The organism is Sphingorhabdus sp. SMR4y (assembly GCF_002218195.1).
Taxonomy (GTDB): domain Bacteria; phylum Pseudomonadota; class Alphaproteobacteria; order Sphingomonadales; family Sphingomonadaceae; genus Parasphingorhabdus.
In genome coordinates this window covers 1,672,614-1,687,607 of the sequence record NZ_CP022336.1, presented here as the reverse complement: position 1 = coordinate 1,687,607, position 14,994 = coordinate 1,672,614, and the positions used below count along the sequence as shown (strand labels likewise).

General features: G+C 49.8%; 14 protein-coding genes. 11 read left to right on the top strand and 3 right to left on the bottom strand.

The features are described from left to right. The first annotated feature begins 146 nt into the window (after positions 1-146). The 5 genes from SPHFLASMR4Y_RS07955 (at position 147) to SPHFLASMR4Y_RS07935 (ending at position 6,105) form a co-directional block, all read left to right on the top strand. Positions 147-1,862, top strand: a complete 1,716-nt coding sequence (locus tag SPHFLASMR4Y_RS07955; protein ID WP_145955486.1) for a site-specific integrase — start codon at positions 147-149, stop codon at positions 1,860-1,862. Positions 1,863-2,110: 248 nt separating this feature from the next. Further along, on the top strand, positions 2,111-2,299 hold the full coding sequence (locus SPHFLASMR4Y_RS07950) for a helix-turn-helix transcriptional regulator (RefSeq protein ID WP_089133052.1): 189 nt from the start codon (positions 2,111-2,113) through the stop codon (positions 2,297-2,299). Then, positions 2,296-3,516, top strand: a complete 1,221-nt coding sequence (locus SPHFLASMR4Y_RS07945; RefSeq protein ID WP_089133051.1) for a reverse transcriptase domain-containing protein — start codon at positions 2,296-2,298, stop codon at positions 3,514-3,516. Before SPHFLASMR4Y_RS07950 ends, SPHFLASMR4Y_RS07945 begins: the two co-directional genes overlap by 4 nt. 67 nt (positions 3,517-3,583) lie before the next feature. Then, positions 3,584-4,234, top strand: a complete 651-nt coding sequence (locus tag SPHFLASMR4Y_RS07940; RefSeq protein WP_089133050.1) for a recombinase family protein — start codon at positions 3,584-3,586, stop codon at positions 4,232-4,234. A gap of 551 nt (positions 4,235-4,785) precedes the next feature. Beyond that, on the top strand, positions 4,786-6,105 hold the full coding sequence (locus SPHFLASMR4Y_RS07935; RefSeq protein WP_089133049.1) for a hypothetical protein: 1,320 nt from the start codon (positions 4,786-4,788) through the stop codon (positions 6,103-6,105). Between the two features lie 19 nt (positions 6,106-6,124). Here the strand turns inward: SPHFLASMR4Y_RS07935 and SPHFLASMR4Y_RS07930 are convergent, their stop codons facing one another. Further along, positions 6,125-6,352 carry a hypothetical protein gene (locus tag SPHFLASMR4Y_RS07930; protein WP_145955485.1) on the bottom strand — a complete coding sequence of 76 codons (228 nt, stop codon included), beginning with the start codon at positions 6,350-6,352 and terminating at the stop codon, positions 6,125-6,127. A gap of 165 nt (positions 6,353-6,517) precedes the next feature. Here SPHFLASMR4Y_RS07930 and SPHFLASMR4Y_RS07925 point away from each other — a divergent pair, with 165 nt between their 5' ends. The 5 genes from SPHFLASMR4Y_RS07925 to SPHFLASMR4Y_RS07910 all read left to right on the top strand — a co-directional run bounded on the left by SPHFLASMR4Y_RS07925 (position 6,518) and on the right by SPHFLASMR4Y_RS07910 (position 12,458). Beyond that, complete coding sequence (locus SPHFLASMR4Y_RS07925; protein WP_145955484.1) at positions 6,518-7,702, top strand: hypothetical protein; 1,185 nt, start codon at positions 6,518-6,520, stop codon at positions 7,700-7,702. Between the two features lie 207 nt (positions 7,703-7,909). Next, positions 7,910-9,907 (top strand): N-6 DNA methylase, encoded by a 1,998-nt coding sequence (locus tag SPHFLASMR4Y_RS07920; protein WP_260807123.1) that lies wholly within the window; start codon positions 7,910-7,912, stop codon positions 9,905-9,907. A 77-nt stretch (positions 9,908-9,984) separates the two neighbouring features. Continuing rightward, positions 9,985-11,349: a hypothetical protein gene (locus SPHFLASMR4Y_RS07915; protein WP_089133046.1), complete on the top strand. Its 1,365-nt coding sequence runs from the start codon at positions 9,985-9,987 to the stop codon at positions 11,347-11,349. Then, the gene (locus SPHFLASMR4Y_RS16880; protein ID WP_145955483.1) at positions 11,342-12,127 is read left to right on the top strand and encodes a hypothetical protein; all 786 of its coding nucleotides are present in this window, start codon (positions 11,342-11,344) and stop codon (positions 12,125-12,127) included. Before SPHFLASMR4Y_RS07915 ends, SPHFLASMR4Y_RS16880 begins: the two co-directional genes overlap by 8 nt. Positions 12,128-12,140: 13 nt before the next feature. Continuing rightward, the gene (locus SPHFLASMR4Y_RS07910) at positions 12,141-12,458 is read left to right on the top strand and encodes a DUF262 domain-containing protein (protein WP_089133045.1); all 318 of its coding nucleotides are present in this window, start codon (positions 12,141-12,143) and stop codon (positions 12,456-12,458) included. Between the two features lie 851 nt (positions 12,459-13,309). On the opposite strand, the gene SPHFLASMR4Y_RS07905 is transcribed toward SPHFLASMR4Y_RS07910, so the two are convergent. Continuing rightward, positions 13,310-13,705, bottom strand: coding sequence for a hypothetical protein (locus SPHFLASMR4Y_RS07905; RefSeq protein WP_089133044.1), 396 nt, complete (start codon positions 13,703-13,705; stop codon positions 13,310-13,312). Positions 13,706-13,817: 112 nt separating this feature from the next. Continuing rightward, on the bottom strand, positions 13,818-14,408 hold the full coding sequence (locus SPHFLASMR4Y_RS07900) for a hypothetical protein (protein WP_145955482.1): 591 nt from the start codon (positions 14,406-14,408) through the stop codon (positions 13,818-13,820). A 127-nt stretch (positions 14,409-14,535) separates the two neighbouring features. Between SPHFLASMR4Y_RS07900 and SPHFLASMR4Y_RS07895 the strand changes: the two genes are divergently transcribed. Then, complete coding sequence (locus tag SPHFLASMR4Y_RS07895) at positions 14,536-14,994, top strand: hypothetical protein (protein WP_260807122.1); 459 nt, start codon at positions 14,536-14,538, stop codon at positions 14,992-14,994.

Sequence of the window (14,994 nt, the reverse complement as noted above, 5' to 3'; positions counted from 1 at the left end):
TGTCTTCATCATTTTTGCTACATAACATTGCTACACAACGGCCAAACTGTTTTGGAAAAAGCTGTTCGGTCCCCTTTTGCTGAGGGAATAATATCAGCAGGGACGGTCCAAGCTTTCAGGTGGGGCCGGAACCGGGGCGTGCCGCAATGAGCGGAAGACATGCTCCTCACCTTCAACGCCGGAACGGCATCTATCACTTGCGCATACGTGTGCCTGATAGATTGCGGCCTCGCGTCGAACGCATGGAGATCAACAGGTCACTCAAAACCTATTCCAGCGTGATAGCGCGACGGCTTGCTGCAAAAGTTTCGGCACAGGTGCAGGAGACGTTTGTCGTGATTGAGAATAATGTCAAAATTACCCCATTAGAAGCAAGGGAGTTGATCCAGTCTTGCTTTGTAGAATTGTCCGACCGAGTGGATCAACATTGTCTGCTGGTGCTGACCAGCGACTATCCAGATTTGGAGGTCTTGGAACAGGAAGCTCTGGCAGAAGATAAAATAAATGAACTGCAGGGACGGATTGTATCTTGGAATTTTGGATCGGATATTTCTCGGAAAGCCTCTAGGTATCTGCAAAAGCGAGGTATCTCGTTTGAAACCCAAGGGGATCAAGATCAGCTAAAGCTACTGCACGGCTTCGCCCAAGCTTTAGTTGAAGAACAAAGGTACTTTCAGCATCGCTTGCGTAGCCCACTTTCTGCTTACCACGCCCAGAACTCAATTTTTCAAAACGCAGAAGCTCTAAACTCTGCGGCAATCCCGTCGTCTATGTCGGAAACGGGATTTCAGGGGCCGACTTTAAGTCAAGCTGTTAGCGACTATCTTGCGTCAAAAAAGAAATCTTGGATTGCCAAAACACACAAAGCGCGCGTCTGGCAGTTGGGGTATTTGGTTGAGTTTCTGGAGGAAGGAAAAAGGCTTTCCGATGTGATGCCAGCCGATATCCGGGAATATAGAAAAAAGCTTATAACGTTAAGAGCCAAACACGGGCAGGGTAAATCTCAGGGTTTTTTCGAGAAGCTTACGGAGAATGAAAACGCGCAGATAAAGAACAAGACGGCGAGGTTGATTTATGAACCAACTCAGGCCTTTTTCAGATGGGCGAAATCAGAAGAAGGGCTGATAGCCGTAAATCCAGCGGAAGATATTAAATGGATTGCGCAAAAAACTCCGAAGGGAGAGCTCGCGCGCCGACCATATACCGAGGCCGAGTTGTTGATACTATTCGGTTCCCCACTTTTCACCGGATGCAAATCCAAGCATCGTCGTTTCTTACTTGGGGAAAATGTGTTCAAGGATGCGAAATACTGGATACCCATTCTCGGTTACTACACCGGCGCCAGATTAGGAGAATTGGTCCAGCTTCATGTAACCGACGTCAAACTGGACGAGGACATGCCCTACCTTGATCTCAATGAGAAGCAGGGGTTGGGGGACAAGAAACATATCAAGTCCAGCGCGGGGATAAGGCAGGTTCCGCTTCATCCCGACATTCTCCAATTGGGGTTTGCAGATTTTGTGGCGCAAAGACGAAAATGGAAACATTCATCCAGACGTTTGTTTTCTGAAATGAAGTTTGGCAGCGATGGTCAAGCATCCACTGAGTTTTCCAAAATCTTTGCGCGGTGCCTTGATAAGGTTGGTCTAGATGACCCTGCATTGACATTTCACAGTTTCAGACATGGAATGGCTGACATCTTAAGAGATGCAGAAATACCTCTTTACGAGATCGACCGCATATTGGGACACGATAGCGGCACAATGAATGCGCAATATGGAAAAGGCAGTTCAATCGGAGTTCTATCTGCTTCGATGCAGAGGGCAACATTTCGGCCGTCGTTGGTAGGTGTTATCAGTTGAAAACAATCTCACTCGAACGACAGATTGGCTAACCAGTTGATTTGACTCGTAATTGTTACCAAGCTCACGCGAATAACTTCACTTTCGTTTGATTTCATTGTAACCCATTGCAAACAATAGATAGTTATTGACATTGCAAATGGTTTGAGCTAGTAGGATTTTGTGTCATTTCCATGGAGGGAAGCTCAAGGCCGTCGTGAGACGCCCAGCGGCAGCACAGCAAGAGTTTGTTGTCCATGGAGTAAATTATGACGGAAAAAGCACTAACAACTCAAGAAGCAGCGGATCATCTCGGCGTTTGTTCGTCGACACTGGTTAACTGGCGTAAAAAGCAAGTTGGTCCCAAGTGGTATCGGTTAGGTCTCAAGCGAGTAATTTATAGAGCTGCCGATCTTGATTCCTATGTCGAAGCTCAAGCGAACGGCTCGTTCCAATGATTGCCGTGTCCGATTTGATGGGTCGCGGCGAGGCCGTTTTCGGTTCACATTGGAATTTGAATGATGAGCTTCGGGAAGAAGTTGGCCAGCGAAGCAGGGGATTCATCAGGAAACTTAGGTCGCTGAAGAAGTGTGATCGGCGGCAACAAAGAGCAGCAATTGAGCGACTCCTAAAGAGCTACGATGCAAAATTGATCGCATTTATCCTAGCCTGGAATGGCAAGCACCCAATAACAAGAACAAAACTCGATACCCTGTTAGACGGTCTTGATCCGTGGGTAGATTGTGGTGAGTATATTCATCCAATCGCTGTCCCGAAAGACAGTGGCATGAGGCTTACATTCTCATTTGGCGTCAAACGACGGGTCCTACAAAAACTTGTCTTACTCATTCTGACGAGTGCTTTGGGTCAAAGCAGGTATGAATTCGCTCGCAAAGGGAAAGGTCCAGTTCGAGCGCTGAATTTAATAAAAGACGCAATACAGCAGAAAGGAGGCCCTCGATGGTATAACATAAATGATATTGAGAATTTTTATGGCTCTGTAACGAGAGATCGTATGAAGGAGATCATTCCGCTCCCTGATAGAGTGATACAGAATGTAATCTTCCTTCCTTGTATAAGAGAGGAAAAGTTTCTTATTGAATTTCCTTTACTCCAAGCGGCTCAAGTGGGGATCCCACAAGGCTCGCTTGCATCACCTTTCATTGCTTCTAAGATCATGGAGTCAATTCTGGACAAGGTTTCGGGTTATCCGAAAATTGTCCATGGCGACGACGTGATTATTGGGAATGATCGAGAGTGTGTTGCTCAAGCAAACGAAGGAGTCGTTCACGCACTTTGTGCGGGACACCCTGCTGGGCCGTTTAAAGTAAAATCGGAAATTTCAGAATTTGGAACTCCACTCGATTATCTGGGGTATAGAGTTCGCAAAAGACCAAAAAAATTTGGAGGAGGGGTTCGTTTCACTCCATCGCCTAAGTCATTCAATCGACTTGAAACAAGGATGTTCGAAAGGCTGTCTGACAGCCACCCATCGGAAATTGAAGAAAGAGAAAAACAATATCGGACAAGTTGGATGAGTGCGTTTTCAATCTGGGATCGCTCGAAGAATGGGGATGATCTTGTCGAGATAAATATTGGTGCTCATGTTGTTATGCCAGCCCGAAGGGCCGCCTATGCGAAACACAAGGCAGCAAAAAACACAAAATCCAATTAATCCTTCCCTGCCACGCCAACTTGAATAGCGTTTAACACATAAACCAACCTTTATCTGTTTGAGTTAAATGCAAAAATTCGTTTCATATCTTCGTGTATCCACAAATAGGCAGGGCCAATCTGGTCTCGGGTTGGAGGCGCAGCGGGGTGCGGTTCGCAACTACCTAGCTTGCATCCCGCATGAGCATATTGACGAGTTGGTCGAGGTAGAATCCGGGTCCAAATCCAGCCGTCCCGTTCTTGCCGAAGCATTGGCACAATGCCGGAGGGAAAAGGCCACGCTGGTTATTGCCAAACTGGACAGGCTGGCGAGGAACGTAGCTTTCATTTCCTCAATGATGGAAACAGGGGTGGATTTTGTTGCAGTCGATGCTCCTTACGCAAACAAGTTGATGCTTCACATCCTGTCGGCATTTGCTGAGCACGAACGAGAGCAGATTTCTATGCGCACCAAGGTTGCCTTAGCTGCCGCAAAGGCGCGAGGAGTCGAGTTAGGTAATAACGGCAAAGTCTTGGCGCGGCAAAACCGTCTCGCAGCCAAAAATTTTGCCGAAACAATGCGCACAGACATAGAATGTTGTCTGGATCAGAGCATAACGACATACACTGGAGTCGCAGAGCGCTTAAACGAGCAGGAAATCTCTAGCAGAGCAGGAACAGCCTGGTCAGCAACAATGGTCAGCCGGGTCATGAAAAGACTGGATATAAAGTTCTCTTGATCTTCAGTAGTTCTTTACCAAACCAAGTCTGGAGGTTTGTCAGGTTTTGGAGGAAACTCGCAGTTCCTAAGGCAAACTCAGCAATCCCATCTGCTGTATAGAAGCAGGGTCTACTGCGGTTGTTTACCGTTTCGTTTCTAGCGCTGCATCCACCATACCTGACAGCCACTTCAGATCATTGTCACTCGGCTTAGAGAGTCTCGAAGTCAATAATTGGTATTTTTCGCGTGAAGTTGCGTTGGTCACCACTTCACTGGAAAGCAGGGCTGTTGAGACACCTTTCAGCGCTACAGAGAGCTGTTCAATTATGCGGAGCCTCGCACCTGTCGTGCCAGCCTCAATCAGAGCGATCGTCTCTTTACTTGTTCAAGCGCTTGGGAATGGCAACAACTGGGTAGAGAGCAGTCATGCAAATGACCCAACATGGACGACCGTTTTTTGGCCGGTCGCAGGCTGACGGCTTTCGGCCGACGAATCTACGAAGTACGATCTCGTGATTGGGACTTGAGACCCAACGTTGCAGTCCGTAGGGTCGCCTGCGGAGGAAGCGCATGAAAGTGTTCTGGTCTTGGCAGGCTGATCTTAACCGACGTCTGCATCAATATCTGGTGCGGGATGCACTGCGCGACGCCTGTGACCAACTGGCACACGATAGCGAGATCGACGGCCCGGTGCGGCCCGAGGTCGACCACGATACGCTTGGCATGGAGGGCACGCCCGATATCGTAACCGGGATCCTGCGCAAGATCGAGAGCGCTGCGGCGTTTGTGGCCGACATGACGCCTATCGGGCAGACAATTCCCGCCGAGCTTATGCCGGGTACACCCGACAACGAACTTCCGCCGGTGAAGCATCTTCAGAACCCGAACGTGATGTCCGAGCTTGGCTACGCCGACCACGCGGTTGGGCAGGACAACATCATCCTCGTCGCGAACCGGACGCGCTATCCCGGTCCAGAAGCCTTGCCTTTCGATTGGCGCCATCGACGGGGGCCGTTGCTTTATACTCTCGCCGACGACGCGACCGCGGCCCAGCGCCGCCATGTCAGACAGGATCTGGCTGCACAGTTCGCCACGTACCTCGCGCCGATCCTCGCCCGTGCCGCAGCGAGGCTCCCGCCTATGTCGCCGTTGCTGATGCAGTGTCCGAGCGAGGGCGATCCAGCCGTATGGGCGGGCGCGGAGCATGGCGTCACGTTCAATGAGTCGCTGATCCATGACGAGCGCAAGACCGCGCACCTTGATGATGGGCCGAGGATCTACGTCCGCCTAGCGGTCGATGGGTGGACGCCGCAGACGCGGCAGGCCGTCGCCCAGCGGATGAGCCAGCGTGATATCAAGTTGGCCGTCCGGTCGGGATACGGATCGTCAGGATCCAACGGCGACGGCGGCTTCGCTGCCAGCGGCATCCGCACGATCGACGATGCAAACTACGGAGCGCGCGGGATCACGCAGTGGTTCTCCGCTAGCGGTGAAATCTGGGGCGTGGATACCACCACGTTCGGTCGAGAGAACGAAAGCCCAGGTTGGTACTTCTCTTACCAAGTCCCGTTTGGATACCTCGCTAGGTTCGTGCGCGAGGCTATCGCCGGCCTACGCTCGTTCAATGCAGAGGGAAGGATAGAGATCGAACTCGGCGCAGCCGGCTTACTCGCCTCGTCGATTCCCGGCGAATATAGATCGCACCGAACGCCCGCGCTGGCGGATCGTGTCAGCGTCCGCGACGATGCCGAGGATTGGACCGCGCGTTGCCGGAACGCCCTGCTGCTGCGCTTCTGGAACGAGATGATGGACGCATACGGTCATTCGCCAGCACCCGACCTTGATACCTTTGAGCGAGTGGCGGCGGTATCCCTGAGCCAAGAGGAATGAGCAACGAATTAGGCGGCGGTTAGCGATCCTCAACCGGCCCCACTTCAACGATGGTAGCGCCTATCCGTCCCTGACATTCGCCGACCGCCTCACCGTCGGGATCTATTTTGAAAAGGTCGTAGACGTCGGCCTCTTCCTTGTTGGGAAGTCCGATATATTTGCCGTGAAGCACCCGCGCCTCGCCGGGGCTAATCGCTATAGCGAGCGGCACGTTAAACTCGAAATTCACACAGATTCCCGATGGCATGATTGCACCTCCTCACCTGACCTAGTGACGCAGTTCCAAATTGCAAGGTCCGCTCGGAGAAGTCCAGTCTCGAGAGGAGCTGGCTGACATTCAGCGCGACCGATTTCTCTATCGTGTCGAGTGTGACGAACTACGCTTCTTGTATCTAAAACAAGGAGTTAGAACATGTTCGATATTTGGCAGCCAGTATCTGAATTGCGCCAACTATGCTTGACGCGACCTTTGCCCGAAGCTTTTCTGGGGTCGGATGGTCTGGTAAAATCCAGCCTACTCAAATCAATGGATGAGCTGCTTTGGGAGCATACCCTCTCTTCTTTTTCAGATTGTGAGGCTCCGCCGCATGAACTGATTAAACTGACTCCGGCGCAAAAATGGCTCAATATCAGCGCGCTCCAAAAAGCAATCAGACGAGGTGAAGGGGGCAGGGCTATCCAGTTTGCCAAACAAGGGTGTCAGTTGGATGCGGATCATGTCTTCCGCAGGTTGGCAGTTTGCGCTTTAGAAGATGTGGGCCTTGGCAATCTACTTGCTGTGGCGTCTTGTTTAGCTGTTCTTGGAGATCGCAGACGGAGGCGTGAGGTCGGGGAAGCCGAATTTGCAGGCTATCTGGCCCAGACATTGGCGGCGAGTCCGAAAAGCCGATTAGCATGTGATTTGCTCAGCCTGGTGGAGTACAACCTCGGCTTTAAACCGCTTATCGTTGAGTGGGCCAAAGAACCTGACCATGAGCTTGCCAAGCGCGTCAGTGATGAAGCGCTCCCCATTGAAAAAAGAATGCTGGCGACATGGCTTTTGGCCGGTACTCACCGATTTCAAAGCGGCGTGCTCCCAAAATCCAATTATCGCCCCCGCGCCCCACTTATGGAAGAGATGGCAAAGGCAAGAATGCCGCTGATCGTCTATTACATTGCTGACCGTGGTGCAGCTCGAACGAGCGACGCGCTATTCTGCTCTTATCTGCAAATTTGGTTTCTGGTGAAAAACGAGAGCGAATTTAGGCTGGTACAAAATGGCCTACCGTCGTCCACCATGATCGGCAATTTTCCAGCTGAAGCTTACGATATGCACACGCGCGAAGGGAGGAATGCAATTCGCGCTTGTGAAATTAACTTCACTGACGAATTTTTTAGACTTGGGCAGAGGGTTGGCTCTCTGAAAAATCTAGTTTTTCGGCTCGAAGGCGGACTCTTAGATTCAGAAATCTCGACGGACTGGTCCGCGACTATTTCTTTGAACACCTGCCTGTTGGAAGTCGGGGCCAAAACGGTCGAAAATTTCAATCTCATGTGCCGTTCAACGAGTAGTTTATTCCCCCTCTTGAACTTAAACCGTCAAAAATTCGCGAAATAAGCCTATTTCAGCAGGCTTGTGGCGTTTACTTATACCCCTTCTCCCCGTGCACAAAATAGCGCCACAGAACGATTTTAGCCGATTTCCAACTTTCTGTCGAATAATGCGTGAGTTAGCACCTGAGATGCCGCGTTTACGATTAGGCTTCTGGCATCTATGAGGGTTCTTGCGGAGGCAGGTTTTCTGTCCACGGCAATGGAGAAATCGATGGCAATTCTTGACGGGTACATGGCTGGCGATGTGGGGCGTGCGCTCGCTCTGCTCACTCAAATCGAAGTTGAACGGCTCGAAGCGAGAGTGAGTGAAAAGAATGACAAGCTTTACGTTCGCTGCCTGAAGCGTGAGAAAGATATTAAGGTCACTCCAGAAGAAATCGTCAGGCAGCTTTGGCTGGACCGCCTCATCAACGGCTACGGATATCCGTTGTCACGTATCCGTGTGGAAGACCCAATCGTGATAGGTCGAGATGCCACGAAAAAAGCTGACATCGTAATCACTGATGAGCATCGCCCCGAAGCTCTATATGCGGTAATTGAAGTTAAGCAGGTCAAAGCAAAAGATGGCAAAGAGCAGTTGCGCTCATATACCAACGCTACTGGAGCCCCTTTAGCGATTTGGAGCCGTGGTTTAGAAACCATCGTATGGAATCGCAAAGATCCTAACTTCTTTGTTGAAATTGCCGAGCTCCCAACGGCCTCTCAAACCATTGCCTCCATAGTAAATCAGCCCTGGACGATTGTTGATTTGATCACAAAGGAAGTGGAACGCAATGCCAAGCGCGAGCAAGCGCGTACACTACGCGATTTGATTATGGACCTTGAGAATGAAGTCCTTGCCAATGCAGGCGTCGATGTCTTCGAGGAAGTTTTCAAGCTGATATTCATCAAGCTATTTGATGAAATGGAATGCCATCGCGGACGATATAAGTATCTGCGTTTTCGGAACGAAGACAGCGCGTCACAGGTCAAAAATGCTCTCTCGGAACTGTTCGATGAGGCCAAAAAGAAATGGCCTGGTGTTTTTGCCACGGATGAGCGCATCCGCCTCTCACCAGAACATCTTCAAATTTGCGTTGGTAGTCTTGAGGAATGGAAACTTTTCAACTCCAATTTAGACATCATTGATGATGCTTTTGAATATCTGGTCAACAAGACGTCAAAGGGTGAGAAAGGGCAATATTTTACGCCTCGCTGGGTGATTGATATGTGTGTAAAAATGCTCAACCCGAAAGAGCATGAAAGCGTGATAGATACCGCTGCTGGATCAGCAGGATTCACCGTGCACAGCATGTTTCATGTTTGGCGCTCGATTATGGATGATCAAGGACTGGCACAATCGCATCTCTTCACAATGGATGCCAAACCAGCCCGTTGCACTGACTATGTGAAGGACAAAGTCTTTGCGATTGATTTTGATGAAAAGAGTGTTCGCGTTTCGCGCTGTCTTAACCTGATCGCGGGTGACGGAGAGACCAATGTGTTGCACCTAAATTCGCTTGATTGGCGTAGTTGGTCTGAAACGGCGAAGGACGAGGATTGGGACAATGCCTACGGAGAGGGTTGGCGACGCTTACGCCGCCTTCGTGCAGCAAAAGATGATCGTGAATTTAGGTTCGACGTTTTGATGGCTAATCCCCCATTCGCTGGTGACATCAAACAAGCGGCTTTACTTGCACCATATGACCTAGCCCACAATGTTAAGGGGCGACTGGAAAAGAAAGTTGGTCGCGACCTGCTATTTATTGAGCGTAATCTGGATATGTTGAAACCCGGCGGGCGAATGGCGGTTGTGTTGCCACAGGGGCGATTCAATAACTCCAGTGATAAGAGGTTGCGTGACTATATTATGGAGCGTTGCCGCATCTTGGCGGTTGTCGGCCTACACCTCAACAGTTTCAAACCGCATACAGGCACCAAAACCAGCGTACTGTTTGTGCAAAAATGGAATGATAACAAAGCGGCGGGGGTGCTTTGTCCAAAGACCGAGGACTACGAAATATTCTTCGCTACGCAGCAACTCGCGAGCAAGGACAATAGCGGCGACAAGATATATGAAATGGATGCCGATGGTGGGCCATTGCGTGATGACCATGGCCATTTCATTATCCAGCATGATTTGTTCAATCATGAAGGTAAAACCCGAGACGGCATAGCCGAAGCTTTCATCGAATTTGCAAAACGGGAGAATTTGAATTTTTTTCCCTAGGCCCCTTCGATAGCGTCCGCTTTGCGGCGCTGACGAAGGGGCTAGCGGTTAGGTTGGCTTCTGCAAAGGCTACTATTTTGCGAAAGCGTCTTGACGCTGATTTTTTTGCACATCCTGAGACTGAGAGATTAGAGGCGATTGAGCGCGATCCACGCGCCCTTCGTATCGAGGATATCTGCTTAAAGAAGACTTCCGGTTTTACCCCCAAATTACCGAACCTGAAAGATGGAGAGGCAAAGTTTATTACTATCGACTGCATCTCGTCTCTTCGCCTTCATGAAGAGCGTTTTAAGAACATCCCCCTATCTGCCTATGAAGCCGGATTCTCAAAAACTCGTCGTATTGCAGCAGGTTCGGTACTCTGCACAATAAAACGTCGAATTTGCCAAGCATATCCATTCATTGAAAACCCAAAAGAAAATCTCGCCTTCAATCAAGACATCGCTCTCTTGGTTCCCAACGATGAGAGGGTTTCTGCGGTTTTTTTGGCAGCGTACCTTGGAAGTTCAATCGGGCAAGCCCTCGCGAACCGAGAACAAACAGAACAAATGAACCCCTATCTAAGCCTCATCGGTTTGGGCAACTTACCGATCGTTCCTGTTGGAAAAGCGGTTGACGAAGGCATTTCTCGGTTATTTTTTGAAAGCAACTCCAAGTCCGACACAGCGCGTCAGAAAAGGAACGAGGCAGAAGACCTACTTCTGGACGCATTGGGGCTGCGAGAATGGTCGCCGCCTGAACCACTAGCCTTCACTGCTTCGGCTAATGAGGTGCGTGAGGTGGAACGCTTTGACGCTAATTATTTTGCGCCAAAATATCTAACCGTTTTGGAAAAGCTGATTAGCACTAACGCTGCGCACTTGTTAGGGGACGGATTGACCAAACTGGTTTCGCGCGGACAGCAACCGAAGTATGGAATTGTCGGGCTTCCTGTGATTAACTCCAAACACGTTCGAGTTAATCGTGTGTTGCTCTCAGATGCTAACCGCGTGGCTCAACCAGGAAAACACATTATTCAGAAAGGCGATGTTCTCATCAATGGAACCGGAGTTGGGACTATTGGACGCGCTGCACCCTATCTAGAAGATCAACAAGCGGTCCCCGACAATCATGTGACGATTGTTCGGCCAATTGGAATAGATCCACTTTACCTCTCCGTATTCTTGAACAGTCCGGTTGGGCAGATGCAGGTTGACCGCATGATCTCTGGCTCATCCGGCCAAATCGAACTCTACCCAGATGATGTAAAACAGATATTGGTTTGGAATGCACCTGAAGCACTTCAAATCGAAATCGCTGAAGCAATCCAACAGTCATTCGAACTCGAGGGACGGGCAAATCAACTTTTAGTCGATGCAAAACGTGCTGTCGAAATCGCTATAGAGGGCAGCGAAGCCGCCGCACTTGCCTATATCGCTGAACAGGAGACCGCTTATGCCTAGACCAGCAGAGGTCAACGATTGGATTGCCCGAGCTGAAATTGATTATCTCGGCCCATTTGTAAGTGCTTGGGCCGCATTCAATGCTTGGTATCGGCATGTCTCCGGCTCACGACGTGATAATGAAGGATTGCTTCACATCCGAAACCGTCAAAATAGTTTGCGTGGCGCTGTCCTGCCTTATTTAGACTCGCAGACCATCGATAATGCCGAATCAGCAGCATTTAAACAGCATATTGCAGACCTGCATGGTGCGTTGGAGGCGCATCGTTTGGAGAGCGATCATAACGGAAATTTGGAACATATTAGCTTACGGAGTGTGCCGCTGAGCCGTGGTCAACCCCTACCACAGAATTCTGAACGCGCCGGACGCAGGTATGAAGTCGAAAAAGTCAGTCGAGTTTGGATCAGCAAGGTCTTTGATCGGGCCGGAACGGAAATTTGCCGAATAGAACAACCGGCCTATGGCGTGCTCGCTCTTACAGCGACACCTGCCTTTCTAGCCCTGTCTCAAGCGAGCCAAGGGCAATTACGAGCTCTCTATTCAGACTGTAATCCAAGGCCAATGACAAACCTCTTGAACGGCAACGATCCAGCAATCCAATGTGGCACTATAAATTTCCGTTGCCCTCCGCAGGACCTATTCTCTGGTGTCGTCATCACGATTTATCGCATGCGTAACACCCTACTGCATGGTGAGCTAGCTCCGCATAGTGCCGCGCTCGCTTGCTACGGACCCGCCTATCAGCTGGTCCGAACTATGCTCAACCATTGCGCCTGAGGAGAAAGTCAACATGAAAGCCACCGAAGCAAGCCTGTTGGCGTTCCTCAAAAAGTCACCACAATTCGTGATCCCGATTTATCAACGAACCTATTCTTGGACCGAGAAGGAATGCCGCCAGCTCTGGTCAGACATCATTCGGGCGGGTAGCAGTCTTGAGCTGCCGCACTCCTCCCGCGACTGCGCTGGAATACCATCTACGCCATGCCACTTCCGTGGGTTGGGTGAAGTCGAACCGGGAAGCTTTGTCGGAGATGATGATGATGTCGTCACCGAACGGAACTATCAGGTCGGTCAGTTCTTTGCCCGGCGCATAGAAGGTGTTTGGTAACACCCACAGCTTTAGAAAGGTGCGATCAGCAAGCGACATCAAAAAGGTCTCGGATGCACTCTTCGTCAAACCTAGCGCCCTTTTAGTTTCGATTAGTCTTCTATCATATGGCAGGCCATGCGCCGTCGCGCCATAAAAGTATTATTAGGGGGAAATCAGAAGCCTCAGAAGTGCTAGTGTCATGCGACTAAGCGGTCATAAATTTGTTGTGCATCAAGCATTCTCTTCAGAATTCGGAAAACTCACGTTTCCTCTTCCCTGTCCCCATTTTGTAGGGCAAAATTGCGCAACAAACTGCCATACATTTCTCCGGCAAGAAATTTTGACGTTCAATTATTTCAAGGACTTATAGAATTGACAGCCCTAGCCACCGAATCCCTCCATCTCTGCCAGACTTATCGAACCCAATTCTCGAAATACTAATAGCTTTATCCGTTTTGAGACAAAGGATTGATTGATCCGGTGCAGTTAACTTCACCCCTTCCGTGTAGTGCAGTTAACTTCACCCCTTCCGTGTAGTGCTGTGACTGCTACACTTTGCCACACACCTTGCTACACAAAGGTAAAATATGTCACGCATTTCTCCCGGTTTTGATCGAAAGTGGAAAACAGGAACTCCTCCTATCCTGTCCACCATCCCCACTCGGGGTCTTTTCGCTTCCTTTCAAAGTTCCTGTTATATCGCCGGGAAAGAACGCGAGAATTGGCTATATCGCCTATTACGAAGCGGTGATTCGCAACAGCTTTCTATCTTCAGTTTGGCCCTGTGCAAAAAAGACCGATCGTCTGGTAATCTACTATAGTCGGTTATTTAAGCCATGGTGTCAGTTGCGCGTTTCCTCTGCGCACGTCTATGGTCTGGAAATGTTCCGCACCGATGTTTGGGACGTTAAATATCCACTCATTTCAGTTCCCGCTTTTATCTCCGCGCTTCTTCCGGTTACGACAAACGCGAGTGTTCCGATTGCGAGGGCGGTTAATACGGTTTCGGTCGTGCCGCCTTTGCCACGATTGCCGATTGAACCTTTAAGCCTAACCGTTCCATTCTTCAGCTCGGCATATAACAGCCGTGCTTCCAGTTTTCCTGATTTTCCAAAAGCCCCCTTTTTTTCTGCTCGGGTAAGCTCTGCCAAAACCTTGGTGCCTTGAGGAATTGCCACCAATCCATCGATTTTTAGATCTTCGACCGTGAAAAGATGAAACAGACCGCCTTTCACACTTGTCTTTGATGAAATGGTCTCACCCATGACGAGTGGTATTTCTGTGCCCGCTGGAATGGTGACATCTCTGCCCTGAGCGTTGGAACTTGAGGCAATCACGCATTGGATCACAGCAAGTGCAAGCGCTAGAATATATCCGCTAGTTTGCACTCGGAACTGTCACTGATTCTGATGTAAACGCAGTCATCAATTCACCGGCCTTGATTTTGGCATTATTGCCTTTTGCAAATAGTCCCAATGGCCCCAATGCAAGCACTCCCATGATCGTTTCAGCTGTCCCGCTCTTGCCCTTGGACGTTGTACCACCGGAAATGGGAAATCGTGTTCCGTTCACATCGACATATAGAAGATTGGCAGCCATCTTCCCGGACCTTCCGACATTTCCGCTGTCGTCCGCAGCAGTGACTTCTCCCCAGGCCAGCGCTCCAACCGGCATAATTACTCGCCCGTCTAGCATGACGGGTTTGTTGACTCTCAATTTGAAACGGTGGCCGGCTTGATGGGTCTTGGTCGTTACTTCATTGAGCACCATCAGGTGTACGGGGGTGTCCTTGGGTAATATTTGAAGAGCAGTTGCTTCGGTTTCTGTCTCCGGGATTTCCATTTCCTGGATTTCTGCTTTCGGAGATTTTTTGGCAATCCCGATCAAAGTCTGATCGGGATGTAATTCGCTCGGTCCGGCAGGTTCAAACGCCTGAACCGCGAGCAATAATGTCAATCCCAAACTCATACTATCCCCCGGACTACGCAACTGATTATAAATCAAAAACAAGTCTCGTGTCGAATTGTCGTTGACTTATGTGGGGTCATATTGAAGCGTGAAATTGGTTCAATCAAGGGGAATACATATGAGGTCCATGAAGCTGGCAATACTAACGACTGCGGGTGTACTGTTGAGCGTGCAGCCTGTAGCCGTTTCAGCTGCCGAAAATGCAGATTTTGTTGTTGTCAACGAAGAGATGGGCGTACCAGTCTTTCCTTATGATATTACCGACAAGCCATATAAAATAGTTGGACCAGTGAAGGCTGGAGTGCGCAAAGCCACAATTTTCAGCAAAGAGCCTTCCCAAAAAAAAATTTACAATGAGCTTTGGGAACGCGGGGAAAAAATGGGAGCCGATGCCATCGTCAATGCTACTTATGGTGATAGTCACATATCAGCCATGAGTTGGGGCAAAACAAATGCATTGGCGTTCGCAGTGAAATTTCTGACTGCAGAAGAAATCGCGGCAGGCGAGCAGGGTGAAACAGCGCCTGCGCCGACCGAATATAATGAAGACATGTTCAAGGGCGCAAACAAGGTACGCGGCGAATAG

Excerpts from the sequence above, each read along its gene's own strand:
- SPHFLASMR4Y_RS07955 (WP_145955486.1), top strand. The coding sequence starts at position 147 with ATGAGCGGAAGACATGCTCCTCACCTTCAACGCCGGAACGGCATCTAT.
- SPHFLASMR4Y_RS07950 (WP_089133052.1), top strand. The coding sequence starts at position 2,111 with ATGACGGAAAAAGCACTAACAACTCAAGAAGCAGCGGATCATCTCGGC.
- SPHFLASMR4Y_RS07945 (WP_089133051.1), top strand. The coding sequence starts at position 2,296 with ATGATTGCCGTGTCCGATTTGATGGGTCGCGGCGAGGCCGTTTTCGGT.
- SPHFLASMR4Y_RS07940 (WP_089133050.1), top strand. The coding sequence starts at position 3,584 with ATGCAAAAATTCGTTTCATATCTTCGTGTATCCACAAATAGGCAGGGC.
- SPHFLASMR4Y_RS07935 (WP_089133049.1), top strand. The coding sequence starts at position 4,786 with ATGAAAGTGTTCTGGTCTTGGCAGGCTGATCTTAACCGACGTCTGCAT.
- SPHFLASMR4Y_RS07930 (WP_145955485.1), bottom strand. The coding sequence starts at position 6,352 with ATGCCATCGGGAATCTGTGTGAATTTCGAGTTTAACGTGCCGCTCGCT.
- SPHFLASMR4Y_RS07925 (WP_145955484.1), top strand. The coding sequence starts at position 6,518 with ATGTTCGATATTTGGCAGCCAGTATCTGAATTGCGCCAACTATGCTTG.
- SPHFLASMR4Y_RS07920 (WP_260807123.1), top strand. The coding sequence starts at position 7,910 with ATGGCAATTCTTGACGGGTACATGGCTGGCGATGTGGGGCGTGCGCTC.
- SPHFLASMR4Y_RS16880 (WP_145955483.1), top strand. The coding sequence starts at position 11,342 with ATGCCTAGACCAGCAGAGGTCAACGATTGGATTGCCCGAGCTGAAATT.
- SPHFLASMR4Y_RS07910 (WP_089133045.1), top strand. The coding sequence starts at position 12,141 with ATGAAAGCCACCGAAGCAAGCCTGTTGGCGTTCCTCAAAAAGTCACCA.
- SPHFLASMR4Y_RS07905 (WP_089133044.1), bottom strand. The coding sequence starts at position 13,705 with ATGGGTGAGACCATTTCATCAAAGACAAGTGTGAAAGGCGGTCTGTTT.
- SPHFLASMR4Y_RS07900 (WP_145955482.1), bottom strand. The coding sequence starts at position 14,408 with ATGAGTTTGGGATTGACATTATTGCTCGCGGTTCAGGCGTTTGAACCT.
- SPHFLASMR4Y_RS07895 (WP_260807122.1), top strand. The coding sequence starts at position 14,536 with ATGAAGCTGGCAATACTAACGACTGCGGGTGTACTGTTGAGCGTGCAG.